The organism is Streptomyces sp. NPDC046870, assembly GCF_040704595.1.
GTDB classification, from domain to species: Bacteria; Actinomycetota; Actinomycetes; order Streptomycetales; family Streptomycetaceae; genus Streptomyces; species Streptomyces argyrophylli.
This window is the reverse complement of record NZ_JBEYXM010000001.1, coordinates 723,717-746,616: the sequence shown is the minus strand read 5'-3', so window position 1 is coordinate 746,616 and position 22,900 is coordinate 723,717. Positions and strand designations below refer to the sequence as shown.

Sequence of the window (22,900 nt, the reverse complement as noted above, 5' to 3'; positions counted from 1 at the left end):
GCACGACACGCCACCGGACAGTGCGCGAAGGAGGGCCCCATGGCCGTCGACTACACAGTGATCGTCGTCTATCTCGCCGGCATGCTCGCCATGGGCTGGTGGGGCATGCGCCGCGCCAGGTCCAAGAGCGAGTTCCTGGTGGCCGGCCGCCGCCTCGGGCCCGCCATGTACTCCGGCACGATGGCGGCGATCGTCCTCGGCGGCGCCTCCACCATCGGCGGCGTGGGCCTCGGCTACCAGTACGGCCTCTCCGGCGCCTGGATGGTCTTCACCATCGGCCTCGGCCTGCTCGCCCTCTCCGTCTTCTTCTCGGCCCGCATCGCCCGCCTGAAGGTGTACACGGTCTCCGAGATGCTGGACCTGCGCTACGGCGGCCGGGCCGGCGTGATCTCGGGCGTGGTCATGTGGGCGTACACCCTCATGCTCGCGGTGACCTCCACCATCGCCTACGCCACGATCTTCGACGTGCTCTTCGACATGAACCGCACGGTGGCGATCATCCTCGGCGGCTCCATCGTCGTCGCCTACTCGACGCTCGGCGGCATGTGGTCCATCACCCTGACCGACATGGTCCAGTTCGTCGTCAAGACCATCGGCGTGCTGCTCCTGCTGCTGCCGATCGCGGTCGTCAAGGCGGGCGGCTTCGCCGAGATGAAGGCCAAGCTGCCGACCGGCTACTTCGACCCGCTGGGCATCGGCGGCGAGACGATCTTCACCTACGTCCTGATCTACACGTTCGGCATGCTGATCGGCCAGGACATCTGGCAGCGCGTGTTCACCGCCCGCAGTGACCGGACCGCCAGGTGGGGCGGCACGGTGGCCGGAACCTACTGCCTGGCCTACGCCCTGGCCGGCGCGGTGATCGGCACGGCCGCCAAGGTGCTGTACCCGAAGCTGGGCAGCCCCGACGACGCCTTCGCCACCATCGTCAAGGACGAGCTCCCCGTCGGCGTGCGCGGACTGGTCCTGGCCGCGGCCCTCGCCGCCGTGATGTCGACGTCCTCCGGCGCCCTGATCGCCTGCGCCACGGTCGCCAACAACGACATCTGGTCCCGTCTGCGCGGGGTCGTGCGACGGGACGGCGAGGACCACGACGAGGTCAGGGGCAACCGCGCGTTCATCCTGGTCATGGGCGTGGCCGTGATCGGCACGGCGATCGCCCTGAACAACGTGGTCGAGGCGCTCACCGTGGCGTACAACCTCCTCGTCGGCGGCCTGCTCGTGCCCATCCTGGGCGGCCTGCTGTGGAAGCGCGGCACGGTCCAGGGCGCGCTGGCCTCCGTGATCGTCGGCGGCCTCGCGGTCATCGGCCTGATGGCCGGCTACGGCATCCTCGCCAACGAGCCCGTCTACTACGGCCTGCCGGCCTCCCTCGCCGCCTACGTCGCCGTCTCCCTGGCCACGAGGCCCACCGACGAGACCGTCCTCGCCACCTGGCGCGAGCGCCTCGCCGGACGTTCCCCCGAACTCCCGTCCGAACCGGTCCCGGCTCACCAGTAGAGTCGTAGAGAAAGCAGTACATGCGCGAAGAAGCGCAAGAAAGAAGGCATTTCACCATGAGCAGCAACGAGACGCCCCGCGGCCCCGTCGACTCCTCCCGCATCCCGCGGTACGCCGGCCCCGCGACCTTCGCCCGGCTGCCCCGCCTGGACGAGGTCGGCACCGCCGACGTCGCCGTCGTGGGCGTGCCGTTCGACTCCGGCGTCTCGTACCGGCCGGGCGCCCGCTTCGGCGGCAACGCCATCCGTGAGGCGTCCCGGCTGCTGCGCCCGTACAACCCGGCGCAGGACGCCTCCCCGTTCGCCCTCGCCCAGGTCGCGGACGGCGGCGACATCGCCGTGAACCCGTTCAACATCAACGAGGCCGTCGAGACCATCGAGGCCGCCGCCGACGACCTGCTCGGCACCGGCGCCCGTCTGATGACCCTCGGCGGCGACCACACCATCGCGCTGCCGCTGCTGCGCTCGGTGGCGAAGAAGCACGGCCCGGTCGCCCTGCTCCACTTCGACGCGCACCTGGACACCTGGGACACCTACTTCGGCGCCGAGTACACCCACGGCACCCCGTTCCGCCGCGCGGTCGAGGAGGGCATCCTCGACACCTCCGCCCTGTCCCACGTCGGCACCCGCGGCCCGCTGTACGGCAAGCAGGACCTGACGGACGACGAGAAGATGGGCTTCGGCATCGTGACCTCCGCCGACGTCTACCGCCGGGGCGCCGACGAGGTGGCCGACCAGCTGCGCCAGCGCATCGGCGATCGCCCGCTGTACATCTCCATCGACATCGACTGCCTGGACCCGGCGCACGCGCCCGGCACCGGAACCCCGGAGGCGGGCGGCATGACCTCCCGCGAGCTGCTGGAGATCCTGCGCGGCCTGGCGGGCTGCAACCTGGTGTCGGCGGATGTCGTCGAGGTCGCCCCGGCCTACGACCACGCCGAGATCACCTCGGTCGCCGCCTCCCACACGGCGTACGAACTGACCACGATCATGAGCCGCCAGATCGCGGCGGCCCGGAAGGACACGGAAGCGAAGTGACCCACGACCACGACCTGGTACTCCGCCCGACGCCGGCGCAGATCACCGCCGCCCTGAACCCTCCTTCGGGGCGCAACGGCGGAGACCTGGTCGTGGAGACGCTGGCCGGGCTGGGTGCGACGACCGTCTTCGGCCTCCCCGGCCAGCACGCCCTCGGCATGTTCGACGCGCTCCGCCGCTCCTCCCTGCGCTATGTGGGCCTGCGGGTGGAGAACAACGCGGGCTTCGCGGCGGACGCGTACGGCAGGATCACGGGCGAGGCGGCGCCGCTGCTGCTCTCGACGGGGCCGGGCGCGCTGACGTCCCTGGCCGCGCTCCAGGAGGCGGCTGCGGCCAGCGCGCCGGTGCTCGCCATCAGCAGCCAGATCCCGACGGCGGGACTGGGCGGCGGCCGGCACGGCTACCTCCACGAACTCCCGGACCAGGCGGCCTCGTTCCGGGGCGTGGTGAAGTCGGTCCACACGGTCCGCACCCCCTCCCAGATCCCCTCCGCGATCGCGGCGGCCTGGAAGTCGGCCCTGACGGCCCCGCACGGCCCGGTGTGGGTGGAGATCCCGCAGGACGTGCTGCTGGCCGAGACCTCGCTGCCCGTGGTGACGGCGATGGACGCGACCCCCGACGACCTGGTCCCGCGCCCCGAACTGACGGCGGTGGCGGCCGACCTGCTGTCCCGCGCCGCCCGTCCGGCGATCATCGCGGGCGGCGGGGTCGTCCGCGCGGACGCGTCGGGCAAGCTGCTCCAGCTGGCCGAGAAGCTCCGGGCGCCGGTCGTGACGACCTTCGGCGGCAAGGGCGCGTTCCCGTGGCACCACCCCCTGTCGTTGCAGTCCTGGCTGGAGGACCGGCACACGACGGACTTCCTGGAGGACGCGGACGTCCTGCTGGTGGTCGGCTCCGGCCTCGGTGAACTGTCGTCCAACTACCACACGTTCCAGCCCCGGGGCCGGGTGATCCAGATCGAGGCGGACCTCGGCAAACTGGAGTCCAACCACCCGGCGCTCGGCATCCACGCGGACGCCCGCCCGGCCCTCCAGGCGCTGCTGGAGACGGTGGAGGAGCGCACGGACGACTCCGCTGTCGAGCGGGTGCGGGACCTCCTGGCCCGTGTGTCCGAGCGCATCGCAGCCCAGGAACTCACCCTGGAGCAGGACGTGCTGGCCTCGGTCCGCCGCGCCCTGCCCGCCGACTCCCCGTCCTTCTGGGACATGACGATCCTGGCCTACTGGGCCTGGTCCGCGTTCGACGCGCAGGGCCCGAACACCATGCACTCGGCCCAGGGCGCGGGCGGCCTCGGCTACGGCTTCCCGGCGGCGCTGGGCGCGGCGGCGGCGGACCCGACACGCCCGGTGCTGGCGGTGTCCGGCGACGGCGGCGCCCTGTACTCCATCGCCGAACTGGCCACGGCCCGCCAGTACGACCTGAACGTCACCTGGCTGATCGTCGACGACGGTGGCTACGGCATCCTGCGCGAGTACATGACGGACGCCTTCGGCCAGGCGACGGCGACGGAACTGACCCGCCCGGACTACGTGGCCCTCGCGGAGTCCTTCGGCGTGCCGGGCGTCCGCACCACCCCGCAGACGCTGGAACAGGACCTGACGAAGGCACTCGGCACCCCGGGCCCGTCGGTGGTCGTGCTCCCGGCCGTGCTCAGGATGTTCGCGCCGACGCACCTGGGCGACTGACGCGCCGCACCGGTTGCGGCGGGGTCAGCAGCCGCCCGGGCCCACCCCGTCCATCCGGCCGCCGAAGTCGCCGAGGTAGCGGGAGCGCCAGTCGCCGTTGAACACGTCCCGCTTCTCCACCGGGCCCCAGTTGACGAAGCAGGCGCGGGTCGAGGCGACGAAGGAGCCCACGTGGTCGTGGAGGCTCGGCGGCAGGTCGCGGTAGCCGCTGCGGGCCGTCCACTCCCAGTACGAGCCGCCGAAGCCCTCACCGCTCCAGAGACAGACGGAGCCGTCGGGGCAGGAGGGCTGGGCGGCGCGGGCCGTGGCGGTCCCGGCGGGCACGAGTACGGCGGTCAGGGCGAGGGCGGCGGCCAGCGTCCAGACGCGGAGCTGCTGCTTCATGTGGCTCTCCAGGAAGGGGAGTCGGGATGCCCGGCGGTGCGCCGGGCATCGCCCAGGGTGGGGGCCGGCCGGCGGGACACGCCCGGCGGCAAGATCGCCTTCGCCGGTGTGAGGGAAGAAGTGGGACTAGTAGGACCGCGGAGACCCTCACCCTTCCCTATGGCATGGCCCTGCCCATTGTGAGCAACTCCTCATCTCCGAACGCGCGTACAACTATCGACCACCCCGGCGAGTCGAGTCATGCAGCGCACGGGTGCGCTCAACGGCGTTCAGGGGGACGCCCGTTCGACGTTCAAGGGGGAACCTTCCATGACTCACCGGATATCCGGCCGGGCCGGCGTGCTCGCGGCCGCGGTCAGTGCCGCGCTGCTCGTGCCGGCGGTCACCGCCGCCACCCCGGCCGCCGCGGCCACGCCCGCCGTGACCTGTACGTCCGCCAAGGCGGGCCTGGCCGCGAAGCTGAAGAAGGACATCACGGCCGCCCTCACCAACCGCAAGGGCACGGTCGCCATCGGCCTGTACGACCGCAGCACCAAGACCACCTGCACCCTGCGGGCCACCAGCGCCTACGACTCGGCCAGCACGGTCAAGGTCACCGTCCTCGCCACGCTGCTGTGGGACGCCAAGAAGCACAACCGGTACCTGACCAGTACCGAGCAGTCGCTCGCCAAGGCCATGATCACCCAGTCCGACAACAACGCGACCAGCAAGCTCTGGAAGCAGCTCGGCATGACGAAGATCAAGGGCTTCCTGGCCGCCGCCGGCATGACGAAGACCGTGCCGGGCGCGAACGGCTACTGGGGCCTGACCCAGGAGAACGTCAACGACGAGCAGAAGCTCCTCAAGCTCGTCACCGCCAAGAACAGCGTGCTGAGCGACAACTCCCGCGCCTACATCCTGAAGCTGATGGGCCAGGTCGTCTCCTCGCAGCGCTGGGGCACCCCGGCCGGTGCGCCGTCCTCCGTCTCCGTGCACGTGAAGAACGGCTGGCTGCAGCGCTCCACGCACGGCTGGCGGGTGCACAGCCTGGGCACCTTCAACGGCGCCGGCCGCGACTACATGATCACCGTGCTGACACAGGACAACAGCACCATGAGCTACGGCGTCACCACGATCCAGAACGTCGCCAAGGCGATCCACAAGGACCTGGTGCCGACCACCACCGGCGTCACCCGGTACACGCCGACCAGCCACCCGCGCGAGGCGTTCGTCGCCGTGCCGCCGCGGGGCTGACCCTTCACGAGGCGGTCTCGCGCACGGCACCGCCGGCTCCTACGGTGTGCGTCATGCGCCCGAGAACCTTACTCGCCACCCTCACCGCCGGCCTGGCGGCGGCCACCTGTCTGGCCGCCGCCGGGCCCGTGGCCGCCGGGCCCGCCGCGGACACCCCGGCGCGCCACGCCTGCTCGGCCACCGTGTCGATCGACCGCTTCTCCGACGCGCTCGACAAGACCACGTACGAGGGCACCTTCGTCGGCAACTTCTCCGCCCTCGCGGTCGACCGGGACGGCTCGCCGGCGGCCCTGGCCGACCGCTCGTCGCTGTTCCGCCTGGACCCCCGTACGCTCCAGCCGCGGGCGGTCGTCCGCCTCGCCGACGAGAAGGGCGCCGACCTCGACTCCGAGGGCCTCGTCATCGACCGGGACGGCACCCGGCTGATCTCCTCCGAGACCGAGCCGTCCGTCCGCCGCTACTCCCGCGACGGCACGATCCTCGAGCGCCTCCCGGTCCCGCCCGCCCTCCAGGTCGCCCCGGCCGGCCGCGCCACCGCCAACCAGACCTTCGAGGGCCTGACCCTGCTGCCCGGCGGCCACACCCTGCTGGCGTCCATGGAGTACGCGCTCGCCGGCGACTCCGCCGGCATCGTCCGCTTCCAGACGTGGACCCGCCACCACGGCCGCTTCACGCCCGGCGCCCAGTACGCCTACCGCACCGACACCGGCCTCGGCGTGCCCGAGGTCCAGGCGACCCCCGACGGCCGCCTCCTCGTCCTGGAGCGCGGCTTCACCGCCGGCGTCGGCAACACGGTCCGCCTCTACCTGGCCGACCCCCGCCACGCCACGGACACCAGCGGCACCGAGAACCTCACCGGTCAGCCGGAGGTCCGCCTGGTCGAGAAGACGCTCCTGGCGGACATCGCCGCCTGCCCCTCGCTCGGCGCCACGGCGAAGCAGCCCCAGCCCAACCCCCTCCTGGACAACATCGAGGGAATGACGGTCACGGGCCGCGACCGCGCCGGCCGCCTGACGGTGTTCCTGGTGAGCGACGACAACCAGAACGCGGCCCAGACGACCAGGTTCTACTACCTGCGGGTACGTGTCTGACCGCGGTCCGCGTTTTGTTACGGAGGGATGAAATCCGCATCGTCCGGCGTTGACGTCTTCTGGTAGAGCACGGCCGCAACCAGGAGGCACCGGCGTGGCAGCGCAACGGGGATGGACACGACGTCTGGCCGGGTACGCCTGGCGGTATCCGAAGGACGTCGTCCTCGCCCTCGGCTCCTCGCTCGCCGGCATGGCCGTGCTGGCCGCCGTCCCGCTGATCACCAAGGTGATCATCGACGACGTGATCGGCGCCCACACCCGCGCCATGGCCCCCTGGGCCGGCGCGCTCGTGGGCGCCGCCGTCCTCGTCTACGCGCTCACCTACATCCGCCGCTTCTACGGCGGCCGGCTCGCCCTCGACGTCCAGTACGACCTGCGGACCGAGATGTACGGCACGATCACCCGGCTGGACGGCCGCCGCCAGGACGAGCTGTCCACCGGGCAGGTCGTCGGCCGTGCCACCAGCGACCTCCAGCTGATCCAGGGCCTGCTCTTCATGCTCCCGATGACCATCGGGAACGTCGTGCTCTTCCTGCTCTCCCTGGTGATCATGGCGTGGCTGTCGCTGCCGCTGACCCTGGTCGCCCTGGCCGTCGCGCCCGCCCTCGGCTGGATCGCCAGACGCAGCCGCAGCAGGCTGCACCCGGCCACCTGGTACGCGCAGGCCCAGGCCGCCGCCGTGGCCGGTGTGGTGGACGGCGCGGTGAGCGGCGTCCGCGTGGTGAAGGGGTTCGGGCAGGAGGACCAGGAGACGGACAAGCTGCGCGAGGTCGGCCGCCGGCTGTTCGCGGGACGCCTGCGCACGGTCCGCCTGAACAGCAGGTACACCCCGGCACTCCAGGCCGTGCCCGCGCTCGGCCAGGTCGCCATGCTGGCCCTCGGCGGCTGGCTCGCCGTACACGGCCACATCACGCTCGGCACCTTCGTGGCCTTCTCCACCTACCTGGCCCAGCTCGTCGGCCCGGTCCGCATGCTCGCGATGTTCCTCACCGTCGCCCAGCAGGCCCGCGCCGGCACCGAGCGCGTCCTGGAGCTGATCGACACCGAGCCGACCCTCCGGGACGGCACCAAGACCCTCCCGCCCGACGCGCCCGCGACCGTCGAGTTCGACGACGTGTCCTTCGGCTACGACCGGGAGCGTCCCGTGCTGGAAGGGCTGAGCTTCGAGATCCGTCCCGGCGAGACCCTCGCCGTCGTCGGCTCCTCCGGCTCCGGCAAGTCCACCCTCTCCCTGCTCCTGCCGCGCTTCTACGACGTCACCCACGGCGCCGTCCTGATCGGCGGCCACGACGTCCGCGAGCTGACCCTGGACTCGCTGCGGGCCGCGATCGGACTGGTCCCGGAGGACTCGTTCCTCTTCTCCGACACGGTCCGCGAGAACATCGCCTACGGCCGCCCGGACGCGACCCGGGAGGAGATCGAGGCCGCCGCCCGCGCCGCGCAGGCGGACCGCTTCATCAGGGAGCTGCCCGACGGCTACGACACCAAGGTCGGCGAGCAGGGCCTCACCCTCTCCGGCGGTCAGCGCCAGCGCGTCGCCCTCGCCCGCGCCCTGCTCACCGACCCGCGCCTGCTGGTCCTGGACGACGCCACCTCGGCCGTGGACACCCGCGTCGAGCACGAGATCCACGAGGCGCTGAAGCACGTGATGGAGGGCCGTACGACCCTGCTCATCGCCCACCGCCGTTCCACCCTCAACCTCGCCGACCGCATCGCCGTGCTCGACGGCGGCCGGCTCGCCGACGTCGGCACCCACGAGGAGCTCCAGGAGCGCTCCGCCCTCTACCGCCGTCTGCTCACCGACCCGGACGAGCTCGGCGGGGTCTCCCCGGGCCGCGCCCTGCCCGCCGAGCGCCGCGAGGACACCTCCGTCCGCGACGAGCTGGAGGCCGAGTTCGACGCCGAGCGGGGCGTCACCCCGCGACTGTGGACGGGCGACCGCGAGCCCAAGGACCAGGCGCTGGCCGGCACCCCGGCCACCCCGGAGCTGCTCGCCCAGGTCGAGGCCCTGCCCCCGGCCACCGACACCCCGGACATCGACGAGTCCCGCGCCGTCCTGCCCGAGGACTCCTACGGCCTGCGCCGCCTGCTGCGCGGCTTCCGCCTGCCCCTGATCGCCAGCCTGCTGCTGGTCGCCGTCGACGCCGGCGCCGGCCTGCTGCTGCCGGTGCTGATCCGGCACGGCATCGACTCGGGCGTCACCAAGATGGCGATCGGCGCGGTCTGGTCGGCGGCGCTGCTCGGCCTGCTGACCGTGCTCGTCCAGTGGGCCGCGCAGACCGGCGAGACCCGGATGACCGGCCGCACCGGCGAGCGCGTGCTGTACACGCTGCGGCTGAAGATCTTCGCCCAGCTCCAGCGGCTCGGCCTGGACTACTACGAGCGCGAGCTGACCGGCCGGATCATGACCCGGATGACGACGGACGTCGACGCGCTGTCCACGTTCCTGCAGACCGGCCTGGTCACGGCGTTCGTCTCGGTCGTCACCTTCTTCGGGATCATGGTCGCGCTGCTGGTGCTCGACCTCCAGCTCGCGCTCGTCGTCTTCGCCACCCTGCCCCCGCTGTTCGTGGCCACCTTCTTCTTCCGCCGGGCGAGCGTGAAGGCGTACGAACTCGCCCGCGAGCGGGTGTCGACGGTGAACGCCGACCTCCAGGAGACCGTGGCCGGGCTGCGCATCGTGCAGGCCTTCCGGCGGGAGCGGGACGGCGGGCGGCGGTTCGCCGAGCGCAGTGACGCCTACCGCAGCGCCCGCGTCCGCGGCCAGCGGCTGATATCCGTCTACTTCCCGTTCGTGCAGCTGCTGTCCTCGGTGGCCGCGGCGGCCGTGCTGATCGCGGGTGCGGGCCGGGTGGAGGCGGCCACGCTGACCACCGGCGCCCTGGTGGCGTACCTGCTCTACATCGACCTGTTCTTCGCGCCCGTCCAGCAGCTCTCCCAGGTCTTCGACGGCTACCAGCAGGCCACGGTCTCGCTGGGCCGCATCCAGGAGCTGCTGCGCGAGCCGACGTCCACGCGGACCGCCGACGAACCCCTCGGCGTGCGGTCCCTGCGCGGAGAGATCGCCTTCGAGGGCGTGCGCTTCGCGTACGGCGACGAGGAGGAGGCGCTGTCCGGCATCGACCTGACGATCCCGGCCGGGCAGACGGTCGCGTTCGTCGGCGAGACGGGCGCGGGCAAGTCGACGCTGGTGAAGCTGGTGGCCCGGTTCTACGACCCGACACAGGGCCGGGTGACGGTCGACGGCACGGATCTGCGGGCCCTGGACCTCACGTCCTACCGCCACCGGCTCGGGGTCGTCCCGCAGGAGGCCTACCTCTTCCCGGGCACCGTCCGCGACGCCATCGCCTACGGCCGTCCCGACGCCACCGACGCCGAGGTGGAGGCCGCGGCCCGCGCGGTCGGCGCGCACGAGATGATCGCCACGCTGGAGGGCGGCTACCTGCACGAGGTGGCCGAGCGAGGCCGGAACCTCTCGGCGGGCCAGCGCCAGCTGATCGCCCTCGCCCGCGCGGAACTGGTCGACCCGGACATCCTGCTCCTGGACGAGGCCACGGCGGCCCTGGACCTGGCCACCGAGGCACAGGTCAACCAGGCCACCGACCGGCTGGCGGGCCGTCGTACGACCCTGGTGGTCGCCCACCGGCTGACCACCGCCGCCCGCGCGGACCGGGTGGTGGTGATGGACCACGGCCGGGTCGCGGAGGACGGCACCCACGAGGAGCTGCTGGCCCGCGGCGGCCGGTACGCCGAGCTGTGGCGGACCTTCGTCGGCCAGGCCGAGCCGGAGGAGCCGGTCGGCGCCTCCCGCTGACGCCTCCCGCCGGGTCGTCTCCCTGACGGTCGTGCAACCATCCGACACACCCGTGCGTCCGTACATCAGTACGGACACGCGGTGTGTGACCGGGACGGGGAGGACGACAGTGGACAGTGGTGCGATACGCCGGCACCCGCGCCGGCGGCTGGTGCTCGTCGCGGCCGTGCTGGCCGCGTCCGGGGTGCTCGGGCTGACGGCGACGGGGACCGCGCGGGCCGAGTCGGCGAGCGGCTGCGCCGGGCGCGAGGTGCGGACGCTCCCGTTCGCGTCCGGGATCACCCACGTCTACAAGCGCGACGGCTACGTCTGCGCCGTCACCGTCGCCAGACAGCCCGGGCCCGCCCGGACCATGTCGGTCAGCGTGCAGGCCCGCGGCAACCGGCCGGTCGTCGACAAGGGCCGCTACCGGCACCACGCCGGCCCGGTGACCGTGCACGCCGGCCACCGCTGCGTGTGGATCAAGGGCTCGGTGGGCAAGTACTCCGTCAGCTCGGGCTGGATCCTGTGCTGAGCGCGGCCCCGGGGCCCGGCTGATCCGGAGCGCTCAATTCCCTCTGGTGGGACGGCAGTTGCTGGGATAGCTTCCGGCGCACATCTGTCTCACAGGGGAGAGTGCGCATGCGCAAGGCGCTCAGATGGCTGCTGGCGCTCACGGTGTTCATGGGAACCCTGAGCGCGGCGGCCGGCGCGGCCACCGCCGCCGAGCCCGAGCCCACCGACATCAAGGACCGGCTCCTGTCGATACCCGGCATGAGCCTGATCCAGGAGAAGCCGTACCCCGGCTACCGCTACTTCGTGCTGAACTACACCCAGCCGGTCGACCACCGCCACCCCGGCCGGGGCACCTTCCAGCAGCGCATCACCGTGCTCCACAGGGACACCAGCCGCCCCACGGTCTTCTACACCAGCGGATACAACGTCTCCACGACCCCCTCGCGCCGCGAGCCCACCCAGATCGTGGACGGCAACCAGGTCTCCCTGGAGTACCGCTTCTTCACCCCGTCCCGCCCGGCCCCCGCCGACTGGTCCACGCTGGACATCTGGCAGGCGGCGAGCGACCAGCACCGCGTGTACGAGGCGCTCAAGCCCCTCTACTCCGCCAACTGGCTGGCCACCGGCGGCTCCAAGGGCGGCATGACCGCCACGTACTACGAGCGCTTCTACCCCCGTGACATGGACGGCGTGGTGGCCTACGTCGCCCCCAACGACGTCGTGAACAAGGAGGACTCGGCGTACGACCGGTTCTTCGAGCGGGTCGGCACCAAGGAGTGCCGGGACCGGCTGAACGCCGTCCAGCGCGAGGCGCTGGTGCGGCGCGGGCCGCTGGAGGAGAAGTACGCCGCGTACGCCGCCGAGAACGGCTACACCTTCACCACCGTCGGCAGCCTCGACAAGGCCTACGAGGCGGTCGTCCTCGACTACGTCTGGGGCTTCTGGCAGTACAGCCTGCTGAAGGACTGCGGCACCATTCCGGCGGACGCCGCGACCGCGACCGACGAGGAGATCTGGAACTCGATCGACACGATCTCCGGCTTCTCCGCCTACACCGACCAGGGCCTGGAGACGTACACCCCGTACTACTACCAGGCGGGCACGCAGCTGGGCGCCCCGACGATCCACTTCCCCCACATCGAGCGGAAGCTGATCCGCTACGGCTACCAGCCCCCGCGCAACTTCGTCCCCCGCTCCATCCCCATGCGCTTCCAGCCGGACGCCATGCGGGACGTGGACACGTGGGTGCGCCACCACGCCGCCCACATGCTCTTCGTCTACGGCCAGAACGACCCCTGGGGCTCGGAACGCTTCCGCCTCGGCGCGGGTGCCCGTGACGCGTACGTCCTCACGGCACCCGGCGCGAACCACGGCGCGAACGTGGCGGGTCTGAACCCCGACGAGAAGTCCCTGGCCACGGCCCGCATCCTGAAGTGGGCGGGCGCCTCACCGGCCACCGTGGCCGCGGCGAGGCCACTGGCCGGGTACGACGCGAAGCTGGACGTACGGGACACGGAGAGGGAACCGGCGTTGCGGCCGTAGCCCCGGCCGACTGCCGCGGGCGGCCCGCGGCCGGGTGCGGGATCGACCGCCTCGACAGACACCGGGGCCGCCCCGGAGGTACTTGCCTCAGGAGCCGGTCCGCTTCTCGATCCGTTCCAGGGCCTGCCCCAGGTACTGGGCGAAGCGCGGGTAGTTCTCGCTCATCGGGAAGTGGCCGATCTCCTTCATCTCGATGAACTCCGCCCCGCGGATGGCCTCTGCGGTACGGCGCCCGTCCTCGGGGGTGGTGAGGTAGTCGTACTCGCCGGTCAGCATGATCACGGGACACCGCTCGCCGTCGATGTCGTCCAGCCGGTCCCTCAGATCGTGGTCGACCGAGTAGAAGTACAGGTCGCCCTTGAACGCCTCCGATCCCTGGGTGTAGTAGAACCAGGTCGCCCAGCGGTCCTGCTCCGGGGACTGCGGTGCCATGAGGTCCCACACGCCGCTGGCGCACACCTGGGCGGCGTTGGCGTGGGGATGCTGCCACCAGTCGAGGTAGAAGCCGGGTGAGTAGTCCGCGCCCTCGACGGGGATCACCGCTTTGAACCGGTCCGGGTACCGCAGGGCGAGTTGCAGGGCCACGTTCCCCCCGAACGACGACCCCATGAAGATCGGGTCCTCCAGTTCGAGGGCGTCGCAGAAGGCGACGATGAAGGACGTGAAGTGGTCCGCGGTGAGCCGGTACTCCTCCTTCCACCACTCCTGGTTCCACGGCGGGTCCGACTTGCCGTGCCGGGCGAGGTCGTAGGCGATCACCCGGTAGCGGCCGGTGATCTCCTCGTCCTCGAGGAGGCCCCGCCACTGGTGGTTGTGGCAGCCCGCTGTGTGCTGGCACACCAGAGGCGTGCCCTGCCCGTTCTCCAGGTAGAACACCCTGTACTGCGCGTCCTCCACGTCGATGGTGACGTAGTGGCCGGTGACCGGAGAGATCCTGCCGCTGACCATGGCGGGCTCCTATGTCTCACGAGAGGATGGGGCGGGCCCGGCCTCGTCCGCCGGCCCGAGGGGGCCTGTGACGCGCAGCAGCTCCAGCTGCCGGGTCACGCAGCGCAGGTTCTGCATGAGCACGAGCAGGTCGCCCTCCAGGCGCATGCCCCGCCGGAACGTGGCCGCCCAGATGCCGTGGCACATCGGCGGAGGCGTCTCGCTGCAGAAGCCCTGCCATGTCTCCGCGTCCGCGCGGATAGCGAAGTCGTAGGCCGCCAACGGCTCGGGATCGGTGATCAGTTCGTCCACCTTTCCCTTGTGCATCCGCACGAGGAACCGGTGGGGGTCCATGTCCAGCAGGAAGCTGCACGAGTAGTACGTGCCGTGGGCCTGCAGTTCCGGATCGTCGTCGCTCAGCCGACGGAACTCCTCCGCCGCGTCGCTCGTCGTCGCTGATGTCATGAGGCACCTCGAGCGTGTCGTCGCTGCCGCGCCGGGACGTCGCACCGTCACGGTGAGCAGCCGATCGCCGGCCGGCGACCACTTCCCGGCCTCGCTCCTTCCAGCCTGGGCACCTCGTCGGCCGCCTGCAATCCGGGTGCGGGGCGGCGGCCGGTGCGGGTGGGTGATCAGCCCCCGCATCCCGGCGGGGCCGAGGTGGATGAGCTGGGAGGACCGCCCCGCGACCACGGTGTCGTGCCGGGTGGTGGGCATGACGTGGAAGACGTCCGCCCGCTCCGGCTCCGACCGCCGGCCCGGCCCGGCGGCTCCTTTCACGGTCGTCGGTCCGGTTGGCGGGCAGACGCGGACGCCGGTCGATCAGTGTCCGCCCGCGGCCGGTTGCCCAGGCCGGCCGCTTCCGACACACGGCCTCAGTAGGTCAGCCCATGGCCGATCGGGTACAGCACCCGCGTGGGGTCGTCCGCCCGCTGCACCGGCACCGGCAGCTTCCCGCGCGGTCTCACCCGGCCCGCGATCACCCGTGCGGCGGCGCGCAGTTCGACGTCCGTCCAGCAGTACGTGGCCAGGCAGGCGCGGACGGACGGGAGCTGTGCGACGTCGTACGGGTTGCGGACGGCCAGCGCGACCACCGGCGTGCCCGTGGCCAGCAGGCGGTCGACCAGCGTGCGCTGGGTGCTGGACGCCGTCACGTTGTAGGTGGCCACGATCACCGCGTCCGCGTCCCGCGCGGCGGTGACCGCCTGGTCGATGACCGCGGCGGAGGGCGACGTGCCGGTGGACAGGGCCGTGGCGGTGAAGCCCAGTTCGGTCAGGGCGGCGGCCAGGACGCCGGTGGGCGGGCCCGTGGTGCCGGAGGGGGAGGCGGGGTCGGCGCCGACGACCAGGAGCCTGCGCCGGGTGCGGCGGTCGAGGGGCAGGGTGGCGTCCTCGTTCACCAGCAGGGTGGTGGTGCGTTCGGCGATGCGGTCGGCGACGGCCAGGTGGGCCTTGGTGCCCACCGTGCGGTCGACGTCCGCCCGGTCGGCCCAGGGGCGGTCGAAGAGTCCGCGCCGGGCCTTCAGGCGCAGGATGCGCAGGATCGATTCGTCCAGGCGGGCCTCGGTCAGCTCGCCCTCTCGCACGGCCTTCAGCACCGCGTTCCAGGCGACGTCCAGCGACGGCGGGTTGAGCAGCTGGTCCACGCCGGCCTTCAGCGCGAGCACCGGCACCCGGTCGTCGCCGTACTTGGTGCGCACGCCCTGCATGCCGAGCGAGTCGGTGATCACCACACCGTCGTAGCCGAGTTCCCCGCGCAGGATGCCGGTCAGGATCGGGCGGGAGAGGGTCGCCGGGTCGCCGGAGTCGTCCAGCGCCGGGAACTGGATGTGCGCGGTCATGATCGAGTCGATGCCCGCCCGGATCGCGGCCCGGAAGGGTACGGCGTCCAGCTCCTCCCACAGTTCGCGGCTGTGGGTGATGACCGGGAAGCCGTAGTGGCTGTCGACGGCGGTGTCCCCGTGGCCCGGGAAGTGCTTGGCGGTCGCGGCGACCCCCGCGGCCTGGTAGCCCTTCACCTCGGCGGCGACCAGGGCGGCCACGGCCTGCGGGTCGGCGCCGAAGGAGCGGACGCCGATGACCGGGTTGGCCGGGTTGACGTTCACGTCGGCGTCGGGGGAGTAGTCCTGGTTGACGCCCATCGCGCGCAGTTCGGCACCGGAGATCCGGCCGAGGGCGCGGGCGTCGGAGCGGGAGCCGCCCGCGCCGATCGCCATGGCGCCGGGAAAGAGGGTGGCGGGCTTGCCGATCCGGCACACCGCGCCGTGCTCCTGGTCGGTGGCGATGAGCACCGGCAGACCGCGCGGCTGGTCCAGGGAGGCCCGCTGGATGCCGTTGGAGAGGTCGGCGATCTGGTGCGGGTCGCGGGTGTTGTGCGCCCAGGCGAAGTAGATGATGCCGCCGACCCGGTACTTGGCGATCAGCTCGGCGGCGGTGCGGACACCGATCTCCTGGAGGTTGGCGTCGACGTCCGCCTGGTCGGGGGCGGTGGCGGAGTGGCCGTAGACCCGCATCACGAAGAGCTGGCCGACCTTCTCCTCCAGCGTCATGCGGGAGATCAGGGCGCGCAGCCGAGCGTCGTCGGGGGTGGCGGCACGGGCGGTCGTCGGTACGGTCAGCGCGGCGGTGAGGCCCGCGGTCGCGGCGAGGACGGCGCGTCTGGACGGCCGTGCGGTGCGTCTGCCGGCACTCGCGGAGTTCTCCGTGCCGGCGTCGCTTCCCATGCCGGTGCCGCTTGACGTGCTGGTGTGGTGCACGTGCGCTCCTTCCCGAGGAGAACCGCTGAAGGAAACTTCCGAGGAGTCACCAATATCCGGGAAGTTTCTTTCCGTCAAGGGAATGCACAGTAACCACCAAGGGGCGGCCGACCGCGCACGCGCGGCGCGCGTCCGGGTGTTCCACCGGCTTCCGGGGGGGCTCGCTGGACCGGTGGAACACCCGCCGTGGAGGATCACCCGCATGACCACACGCGCGTACCTGATCCTGCACGGCTGGCAGAACCACCGCCCGCCGGAGCACTGGCAGCACTGGCTCGCCGACCGGCTCACCGCCCTCGGCCACCGGGTCGGCTACCCGCAACTGCCCGACGCCGACGACCCCGACCTGGACGTCTGGCTCGGCGAACTCGCCCGCCACCTGGAGGAACTGAACGGACCGGAGGAGCGGGTCGTGGTGGCCCACAGCCTGTCCGCCGTGCTCTGGCTGCACGCCGCCGCCCGGGGCATGAAGCAGCAGCGGTACGCGGACCGGGTGCTGCTCGTCTCCCCGCCGTCCGGTCCCGTCCTCGCCCGGTACCCGGAGGTGGCCGCCTTCGCCCCGCCCGCGCCCGGCTTCACGCTGCCCGGGCCGACGCGGCTGGTCGCGGGCGACGACGACCCCTACTGCCCCGGGGGCGCGGACACGGTCTTCGCCGAGCCGCTCGGGATCCCCGCCGACATCCTGCCCGGCGCCGCCCACCTCGACCTGGACGCCGGGTACGGTCCCTGGCCCGCGGTCCTGGACTGGTGCGTCGGCGGCACCACGCCGCTCACGGCACGTCCGGCACCGCGCTAGCCCCGTCCCGCAGTTCGGGTGTCGTCGTCGCGACCGCCGCCACCGCCAGCACGCACAGCAGGCCGCCGCTGATCAGGGCGGTCGTGCCCGACGTCCAGCCGGCGAGCAGACCGCCGCGCGCGTTGCCGAGGCTGGGACCCGCCTGCCCGACGATCTGCTCGGCCGCCGTGACCCGGCCGAGCAGCGCGTCCGGGGTGCGGGTCTGCACGATCGTGGAACGCGAGACCACGGCCGTGGCGTCGGCCGCGCCGGCCAGCGCGAGCAGGGCCAGGCCCAGCCAGGGGTCGCCGGCCAGGCCGAACAGCGCCAGGGCCGCGCCCCAGGTGGCGGACGCGCACAGCATCACCGGGCCGGGCCGGGCCAGCCGGGTCAGCGGGCCGGACAGCGCGGTCGCGGCGACCCCGCCCACCGCCAGCGCCGACAGGAACAGGCCGAGGGTGCGCGGATCGTCCCCGAACCGCTCGGCGTTCACCAGCGGGAACAGGCTCACCGGGAACGACAGCACGGTCGCGGCGAGGTCGGTGACCAGCGCGCCCCGCACCACCCGGTGCCCGGCCAGGAACCGCAGCCCGTCCAGCACCCCGTGCAGCCCGGCCCGCGACGGCTCGCCCTGCGGCGGCAGCGCGGGCAGCCCGCGGGCGCCGTAGAAGGCGAGGCCGAAGCTGAGGGCGTCCAGCAGGTAGCAGACGCCGATGCCGAACCAGCCCAGCAGCAGCCCGGCCAGGGCGGGGCCGATCAGCATCATCGACTGACCGGTCACCTGCTGGAGCGCCAGCCCGGCGGCCACCTGCTCCTTGGGCAGCAGCCGTGGCACGAACACCCCGGCGGCCGGGGCGCCCAGCGCGCCGAAGCCCGACTGCACGGCGACGAGCAGCAGGACGGCCGCCGGCGGCACGTGCCCGGTGAAGCCCTGCACGGCGAGCAGGAGCGAGCAGGCCGCCTGGCCGACGGTCGCCGCGAGGTAGACGCGGCGCCGGTCGGCCCGGTCCACCCACGCCCCGGCGAACAGCCCGAACACCACCAGCGGCAGCGCCTGGGCCAGCCCGACGGCCCCGGTCCACGCGGTGCTGCCGGTCTGGTCCCAGACCTGGTACATCACCGTCACCATGGTCATGAACCCGCCGAGCACGGACACGGTCCGGCCGATCAGCAGCCGCCGGAAGACGGGTGAGGTGCGCAGGGGGCGTACGTCGACGAGCGAGCGGGTGAGGCTCATGAGCGAAAGCGGGCGCACGGCCCCGGTGGCTGCATCACCGGGGGAGGGTAACCGCACGCCGACGCCCCGGCCAGCGAATTAGGCGGGAGGCGGCTGTCCGCGAAGGGGGCGGCGAGGGTCTAGGGCCTCTCGTCTGGATCATGCCGGGCTCGCGGGCCCTGGCACCGCGCCTCGCCGCGTTGTCGTCGGTTGCCATGGCTCCGCCATGGCGCCCTCCTCCGCCTTGCGACGCACGGCACCAGACCCCGCTCCCTGATCCGGCCTGATCCAAACGAAAGACCCTAGGCCGCTTCCCCCAGCGCCCTCAGCAGATGCTCGCGACCGCCGGCGAGCAGATCCGCGAGCGGCGCGGCCTCCTCGTACCAGCGCTTCTCGTACTCCCAGCACAGCCAGCCGTCCCAGTGGTTCCGGGACAGCACGTCCACGCACTCGCTCAGCGGCAGCACCCCGGCGCCGAGCGGCAACGGGGTGGTGTCCTCGGCCGAGGCGATGTCCTTGACCTGGACGTAGCCCAGGTGCGGGGCGAGGGCCGCGTACGTGTCCGACGGCTGCTCACCGCCCAGCCAGGTGTGCATCACGTCCCACAGCGCCCCCACCTGCCGGTGCCCGACCGGGCCGAGGATCCGGATCGCGTCGGCGCCGGTGGGGTGCGAGTCGTGGGTCTCCAGCAGGATCCGGACGCCCAGGGCGGCGGCGTCCTCGGCGGCGGTGCCGAGCCGCCGGGCGGCGATCGCGTCCGACTCCTCGCGGGGGCGGTCCGGGTCGGCCCCGGGCAGGACCCGGACGAACGGCGCGCCCAGGTCGTGGGCCAGCCCCAGGAGCTCCCTGATCTCCTCCAGCACGGGCGCGTCGTCGCCCGGGGCCGCGACGCGCGCGTACCCGGCGAGGCCCAGCACCTCGACCCCGGAATCCCGGAACAGGGCCGCGGTCTCGGCTCGTCGGGCGGGACTCAGGCCGGGGTGCACCGGTTCCTCGGGATGGGCGCGCAGTTCGACACCGTTGTAGCCGTGCGCGGTCGCGAGCGCGAGGACCTCCGGGACGGGCAGGCCGGGGACACCGAGAGTGGAGAACGCCAGCTTCATGCTCAGGGACCCTACCCGCCCCACCCGCCACACGACACGACCCACCGCACTCGGCCGACCGGGGGCCGGGGGAGGTGAGGGAGGGCGGCTGGGCGTGGCTCGCCTGAGGGCGGTGGCGGGGACCGTGTGCCGCTCGCTCACGGCGGGCCGTACACGTACCTGATCCCGGCTGAGGGAGCCACCGCGCCTGGCCGGCCGGTGCCCGGGAGGTCGTGCGCCTCGCCTGGCGCGAGCGGTGCGCGTACCCGGTCCCGGCCGGCAGGAACCGTCACCCGCGGCGCGGGCGACGCCGTCACTCGCCCGGTCCGCGCAGCGCCAGGCTCCAGTCCTGGCCGACCAGGTCCTTGCCGAAGGAACGGTGGGGCCGCTCGGCGACCAGGACGAACCCGTGCCGCTGGTAGAGGCGGCGGGCGCTGCCGAGCACGTCGTTGGTCCACAGCACCAGGTCCCGGTAGCCGGCCCCGCGGGCGAAGTCGATCACGGCCCGCACCAGCCGGTCGCCGACGCCGTGCCCGCGCGCGTCGGGCTCCACGAGCAGCAGCCGCAGCCGCGCGGTGCCGGGCGCGTCGTCCCGTACGCACATCACACAGCCCACGGGCCGCCCGGCCAGCTCCGCGATCCACACCCGCTCCAGACGCGGATCGTGATCCTCCGCGTAGTCGGCGACGATCCGGGCGACAAGCCCCTCGTACTCGGTGTTCCACCCGAACTCGGCCGCGTACAGCGCGCCGTTGCGCTGCACGATCCATCCCAGCTCCCCGGCCCGCGGCTCCCGCACCACCACGTCCGCGGCCCGCCTCCGCCCGCCCAGGATCTCCCGGATGGTCCGCATCGCCTCGGCCAGCCGGTCCCGGTCCGCCGGAGCGACACCGTCGAGCAGCGCCCGGACGGACTCCCGGGCCCGCTCGTCCAGCAGCGCGGCGGTCTCACGCCCGCGCGCGGTCGGCGTGATCCGGCGCCGCCGCGGGTCGTCCTGCGACGGCTCCCGCCGGATCAGCCCGTCCTCCTCGAAACGGTTCAGGATCCGGCTCAGGTACCCGGCGTCCAGCCCCAGCGAACCGCGCAGGTCGGCCGCGTCGAGATACGGCGCGTGCGCGAGTTCGTACAGCACACGGGCCTCGGTCAGGGTGTACGGGGCGTACAGGTGGCGCTCGTAGTCGAGGGCGCCGATCACACCCGTGTAGAACCGGTTGAAAGCGCGGACGTCCTGGACGGTCACGATCGCCCCCGGATGCTTGACCCAGTCAGAGATCCTGCCCCTCGAGCCTAGGACGCCCCCGCGCCCCCGTCCACGCCTACGACCGCCCGGCCGGCCGGTACACGTTCACCTGCGCCCCGGTCTTCGCGGTGGCCGACGACACCAGCTCCCAGCTGCGCAGCCCCCCGTCGGCCGGGAAGACCGACTTCCCGCCGCCGAGCAGCACGGGCATGACCACGAGCCGCAGCTCGTCCACGAGCCCCGCCGGGATCAGCGCCCGCACCAGCGTGGGGCTGCCCATCATCGCCAGGTCCCCGCCCTCGGCGGCCCGCAGCTCCCGTACCGTGTCCAGGGCCCGCGCCCCCGGGATCCGCACGGTGTTCTCCCAGCTCAGCTCGGACTCGCCGAGCGTGTCGGTCACGACGTACTTCCTCATGGAGTTCAGCCGGTCGGCGAACGGGTCCCCCGCCCGCTCCGGCCACGCGGCGGCCATCGTCAGATACGTCCGCCGCCCGTACAGCAGCGCCTCGGCCTTCTCCAGCCCCGCGGCGAAGGCCCCGCCCACCACCTCCGGATCGAAGAACGGGTGCGACCACCCACCGTGCGCGAACCCCCCGTCGGTGTCCTCCTCGGGCCCGCCCGGGGCCTGTACGACTCCGTCAAGGCTGATGAACTCGGTGACGACGACCCGCATGGTTCCGCTCCTCGGCATGTGTCCGTTGCTTACGACGGTGAAGACGCCCGGCACCCCGAAAACTCATCGGTGCCGCCGGTGGTGCCGGTGCTGTCCGGAAGCGGCGGACCGGCCGGCCGCCCCGGCACCCCGCACCCCCGGCCCCGGGCAGAACCCCGCAGGGGCCCCGCACCTCACTCCCGCGGAACCCCGGAGGACCCCCGCACCATCAGCTCCCCCCGCACCGGGGCGATCCCCCCGGGCGGCGGCTCCTCCCGCCCCATCGCGATGCGCCCGGCCCGCGCTCCCGCCTCCGCCAGCGGCAGCCGGACCGTCGTGAGGGACGGCACCGCGTCGATGCTGAACGGCAGGTCGTCGAAGCCGGCCACCGAGACGTCCTCGGGGATGCGCAGCCCGGACTCCCGCAGCGCGGCGCAGGCACCGAGGGCGACGGAGTCGTTCGCGGCCACGATCGCCGTCAACGAGGGGTCGCGGCGCAGCAGTTCCAGCGTGGCCTCGTGACCGGACCGGCGGTCGTAGCGGCCGTGGACGGTCCAGCGCGGGTCCTCCTCGACGCCCGCCGCCGCGAGCGCCGCGCGGTGGCCCTCCAGGCGGTGCCGGGTGGTCGTGCGTTCCCCGGGGCCGGCGATGTAGCCGAGCCGGCGGTGGCCGAGGCCGATGAGGTGGTCGGTCAGCGCGCGGGCGCCGCCCCGGTTGTCGAAGGTCAGCGCGACGGCCCCGGTGTCCGGCGCCGGCGGGCGCCCGCACAGCACCACTCGCGTCCCGGCGTCCGCCAGCTTCCGCAGCTTGGCCGCGACCGCGGCCGCGTGCGGCGCGTCCTCCACGGCGCCGCCGGTCAGCACGACGGCGGCGGCCCGCTGCCGCTGGAGCAGGGTCAGGTACGTCAGCTCGCGCTCGGGGGAACCGCCCGTGTTGCAGACGACCGCGAGGCGTTCGCCGCCCGCGCGCCCGCCCGGACCGCCGATCTCCGCCTGGATCGCGCTCGCCATGATCCCGAAGAACGGGTCGGCGATGTCGTTGACGAGGATGCCGACCAGGTCGGAGGTGGCGGCGGCGAGGGCGCTGGCGGGGCCGTTGAGGACGTAGTCCAGCTCGTCCACCGCGCGCAGCACCCGTTCGCGGGTGGACGCGGCGACCGGGTAGTTGCCGTTCAGCACGCGCGACACCGTCGCGGGGGAGACCTGGGCGCGGGCCGCCACGTCCGCCAGGGTCACCGTCATCTCGTCGTCCTCCGGTCACGCGTCGTCGGTACGCCCTCGTAGACAGCCGGGCACCCGTCCTGGTTCCGAGCAGACCTTAAGGCCACGACCCGTGGTTGTTCGACCCTTCGAACAACTCGGAGTGGACGCGGTCTTGTACAGACCGCGTCCAGAGGCTAGCTTTCCCCGTTTGGAAAGCGCTTGCTGCCCGATGGTCGAACTGCTTGCTCCACCGGCCCGCGAAGGGGACT

Annotated in this window: 18 protein-coding genes and 1 pseudogene; 9 read left to right on the top strand and 10 right to left on the bottom strand. The window is 72.7% G+C overall.

Going from position 1 to position 22,900, the window contains the following annotated elements; translation table 11 throughout:
* The first annotated feature begins 39 nt into the window (after nt 1-39).
* Genes AB0946_RS03325 through AB0946_RS03315 form a run of 3 tightly spaced genes read left to right on the top strand, consistent with a single transcriptional unit; the run spans nt 40 to nt 4,222 of the window.
* Nucleotides 40-1,500 (top strand): sodium:solute symporter, encoded by a 1,461-nt coding sequence (locus AB0946_RS03325; protein ID WP_366758918.1) that lies wholly within the window; start codon nt 40-42, stop codon nt 1,498-1,500.
* Between the two features lie 56 nt (nt 1,501-1,556).
* Nucleotides 1,557-2,537 carry an agmatinase gene (speB, locus tag AB0946_RS03320; RefSeq protein ID WP_366758917.1) on the top strand — a complete coding sequence of 327 codons (981 nt, stop codon included), beginning with the start codon at nt 1,557-1,559 and terminating at the stop codon, nt 2,535-2,537.
* Nucleotides 2,534-4,222, top strand: coding sequence for a thiamine pyrophosphate-binding protein (locus tag AB0946_RS03315; RefSeq protein ID WP_366758916.1), 1,689 nt, complete (start codon nt 2,534-2,536; stop codon nt 4,220-4,222). The genes speB and AB0946_RS03315 overlap by 4 nt, the downstream gene beginning before the upstream one ends.
* A gap of 24 nt (nt 4,223-4,246) precedes the next feature.
* Here AB0946_RS03315 and AB0946_RS03310 read toward each other — a convergent pair whose 3' ends face one another.
* Entirely contained in the window at nt 4,247-4,606 is a 360-nt protein-coding gene (locus AB0946_RS03310; RefSeq protein WP_366758915.1) for a peptidase inhibitor family I36 protein, read from the bottom strand.
* A 309-nt stretch (nt 4,607-4,915) separates the two neighbouring features.
* Here AB0946_RS03310 and AB0946_RS03305 point away from each other — a divergent pair, with 309 nt between their 5' ends.
* From AB0946_RS03305 to AB0946_RS03285, 5 genes are all read left to right on the top strand, one after another.
* Entirely contained in the window at nt 4,916-5,839 is a 924-nt protein-coding gene (locus AB0946_RS03305; protein WP_366758914.1) for a serine hydrolase, read from the top strand.
* A gap of 53 nt (nt 5,840-5,892) precedes the next feature.
* Complete coding sequence (locus tag AB0946_RS03300; RefSeq protein ID WP_366758913.1) at nt 5,893-6,930, top strand: esterase-like activity of phytase family protein; 1,038 nt, start codon at nt 5,893-5,895, stop codon at nt 6,928-6,930.
* A 94-nt stretch (nt 6,931-7,024) separates the two neighbouring features.
* Complete coding sequence (locus tag AB0946_RS03295; protein WP_366758912.1) at nt 7,025-10,744, top strand: ABC transporter ATP-binding protein; 3,720 nt, start codon at nt 7,025-7,027, stop codon at nt 10,742-10,744.
* 109 nt (nt 10,745-10,853) lie between these two features.
* On the top strand, nt 10,854-11,258 hold the full coding sequence (locus tag AB0946_RS03290; protein ID WP_366758911.1) for a hypothetical protein: 405 nt from the start codon (nt 10,854-10,856) through the stop codon (nt 11,256-11,258).
* Nucleotides 11,259-11,365: 107 nt separating this feature from the next.
* On the top strand, nt 11,366-12,781 hold the full coding sequence (locus AB0946_RS03285) for a S28 family serine protease (protein WP_366758910.1): 1,416 nt from the start codon (nt 11,366-11,368) through the stop codon (nt 12,779-12,781).
* A gap of 87 nt (nt 12,782-12,868) precedes the next feature.
* Here AB0946_RS03285 and AB0946_RS03280 read toward each other — a convergent pair whose 3' ends face one another.
* From AB0946_RS03280 to AB0946_RS03265, 4 genes and pseudogenes are all read right to left on the bottom strand, one after another.
* Nucleotides 12,869-13,729 (bottom strand): alpha/beta hydrolase, encoded by an 861-nt coding sequence (locus tag AB0946_RS03280; RefSeq protein WP_366758909.1) that lies wholly within the window; start codon nt 13,727-13,729, stop codon nt 12,869-12,871.
* Nucleotides 13,730-13,738: 9 nt separating this feature from the next.
* Complete coding sequence (locus tag AB0946_RS03275; RefSeq protein ID WP_366759136.1) at nt 13,739-14,173, bottom strand: hypothetical protein; 435 nt, start codon at nt 14,171-14,173, stop codon at nt 13,739-13,741.
* Nucleotides 14,174-14,395: 222 nt separating this feature from the next.
* Nucleotides 14,396-14,561, bottom strand: a pseudogene (locus tag AB0946_RS03270) (IS701 family transposase); the annotation flags it as partial.
* 22 nt (nt 14,562-14,583) lie between these two features.
* Nucleotides 14,584-16,431, bottom strand: coding sequence for a glycoside hydrolase family 3 protein (locus AB0946_RS03265; RefSeq protein WP_366759135.1), 1,848 nt, complete (start codon nt 16,429-16,431; stop codon nt 14,584-14,586).
* Between the two features lie 235 nt (nt 16,432-16,666).
* Here AB0946_RS03265 and AB0946_RS03260 point away from each other — a divergent pair, with 235 nt between their 5' ends.
* Nucleotides 16,667-17,260 (top strand): alpha/beta hydrolase, encoded by a 594-nt coding sequence (locus AB0946_RS03260; protein ID WP_366758908.1) that lies wholly within the window; start codon nt 16,667-16,669, stop codon nt 17,258-17,260.
* Here the strand turns inward: AB0946_RS03260 and AB0946_RS03255 are convergent.
* From AB0946_RS03255 to AB0946_RS03235, 5 genes are all read right to left on the bottom strand, one after another.
* Nucleotides 17,235-18,476 carry an MFS transporter gene (locus tag AB0946_RS03255; RefSeq protein ID WP_366758907.1) on the bottom strand — a complete coding sequence of 414 codons (1,242 nt, stop codon included), beginning with the start codon at nt 18,474-18,476 and terminating at the stop codon, nt 17,235-17,237. The genes AB0946_RS03260 and AB0946_RS03255 overlap by 26 nt on opposite strands.
* 281 nt (nt 18,477-18,757) lie before the next feature.
* Entirely contained in the window at nt 18,758-19,558 is an 801-nt protein-coding gene (locus AB0946_RS03250; RefSeq protein ID WP_366758906.1) for a sugar phosphate isomerase/epimerase family protein, read from the bottom strand.
* Nucleotides 19,559-19,850: 292 nt separating this feature from the next.
* Nucleotides 19,851-20,777: a bifunctional helix-turn-helix transcriptional regulator/GNAT family N-acetyltransferase gene (locus AB0946_RS03245; protein ID WP_366758905.1), complete on the bottom strand. Its 927-nt coding sequence runs from the start codon at nt 20,775-20,777 to the stop codon at nt 19,851-19,853.
* Nucleotides 20,778-20,853: 76 nt separating this feature from the next.
* Complete coding sequence (locus AB0946_RS03240; RefSeq protein WP_366758904.1) at nt 20,854-21,450, bottom strand: dihydrofolate reductase family protein; 597 nt, start codon at nt 21,448-21,450, stop codon at nt 20,854-20,856.
* A 173-nt stretch (nt 21,451-21,623) separates the two neighbouring features.
* Nucleotides 21,624-22,670 carry a LacI family DNA-binding transcriptional regulator gene (locus tag AB0946_RS03235; RefSeq protein ID WP_366758903.1) on the bottom strand — a complete coding sequence of 349 codons (1,047 nt, stop codon included), beginning with the start codon at nt 22,668-22,670 and terminating at the stop codon, nt 21,624-21,626.
* Nucleotides 22,671-22,900: the final 230 nt, after the last annotated feature.

What these genes read in the sequence shown, in the direction of transcription:
- AB0946_RS03325 (WP_366758918.1), top strand. Translation starts at nt 40, where the DNA reads ATGGCCGTCGACTACACAGTGATCGTCGTCTATCTCGCCGGCATGCTC.
- speB (WP_366758917.1), top strand. Translation starts at nt 1,557, where the DNA reads ATGAGCAGCAACGAGACGCCCCGCGGCCCCGTCGACTCCTCCCGCATC.
- AB0946_RS03310 (WP_366758915.1), bottom strand. Translation starts at nt 4,606, where the DNA reads ATGAAGCAGCAGCTCCGCGTCTGGACGCTGGCCGCCGCCCTCGCCCTG.
- AB0946_RS03305 (WP_366758914.1), top strand. Translation starts at nt 4,916, where the DNA reads ATGACTCACCGGATATCCGGCCGGGCCGGCGTGCTCGCGGCCGCGGTC.
- AB0946_RS03300 (WP_366758913.1), top strand. Translation starts at nt 5,893, where the DNA reads ATGCGCCCGAGAACCTTACTCGCCACCCTCACCGCCGGCCTGGCGGCG.
- AB0946_RS03285 (WP_366758910.1), top strand. Translation starts at nt 11,366, where the DNA reads ATGCGCAAGGCGCTCAGATGGCTGCTGGCGCTCACGGTGTTCATGGGA.
- AB0946_RS03280 (WP_366758909.1), bottom strand. Translation starts at nt 13,729, where the DNA reads ATGGTCAGCGGCAGGATCTCTCCGGTCACCGGCCACTACGTCACCATC.
- AB0946_RS03275 (WP_366759136.1), bottom strand. Translation starts at nt 14,173, where the DNA reads ATGACATCAGCGACGACGAGCGACGCGGCGGAGGAGTTCCGTCGGCTG.
- AB0946_RS03265 (WP_366759135.1), bottom strand. Translation starts at nt 16,431, where the DNA reads ATGGGAAGCGACGCCGGCACGGAGAACTCCGCGAGTGCCGGCAGACGC.
- AB0946_RS03260 (WP_366758908.1), top strand. Translation starts at nt 16,667, where the DNA reads ATGACCACACGCGCGTACCTGATCCTGCACGGCTGGCAGAACCACCGC.
- AB0946_RS03255 (WP_366758907.1), bottom strand. Translation starts at nt 18,476, where the DNA reads ATGAGCCTCACCCGCTCGCTCGTCGACGTACGCCCCCTGCGCACCTCA.
- AB0946_RS03250 (WP_366758906.1), bottom strand. Translation starts at nt 19,558, where the DNA reads ATGAAGCTGGCGTTCTCCACTCTCGGTGTCCCCGGCCTGCCCGTCCCG.
- AB0946_RS03240 (WP_366758904.1), bottom strand. Translation starts at nt 21,450, where the DNA reads ATGCGGGTCGTCGTCACCGAGTTCATCAGCCTTGACGGAGTCGTACAG.
- AB0946_RS03235 (WP_366758903.1), bottom strand. Translation starts at nt 22,670, where the DNA reads ATGACGGTGACCCTGGCGGACGTGGCGGCCCGCGCCCAGGTCTCCCCC.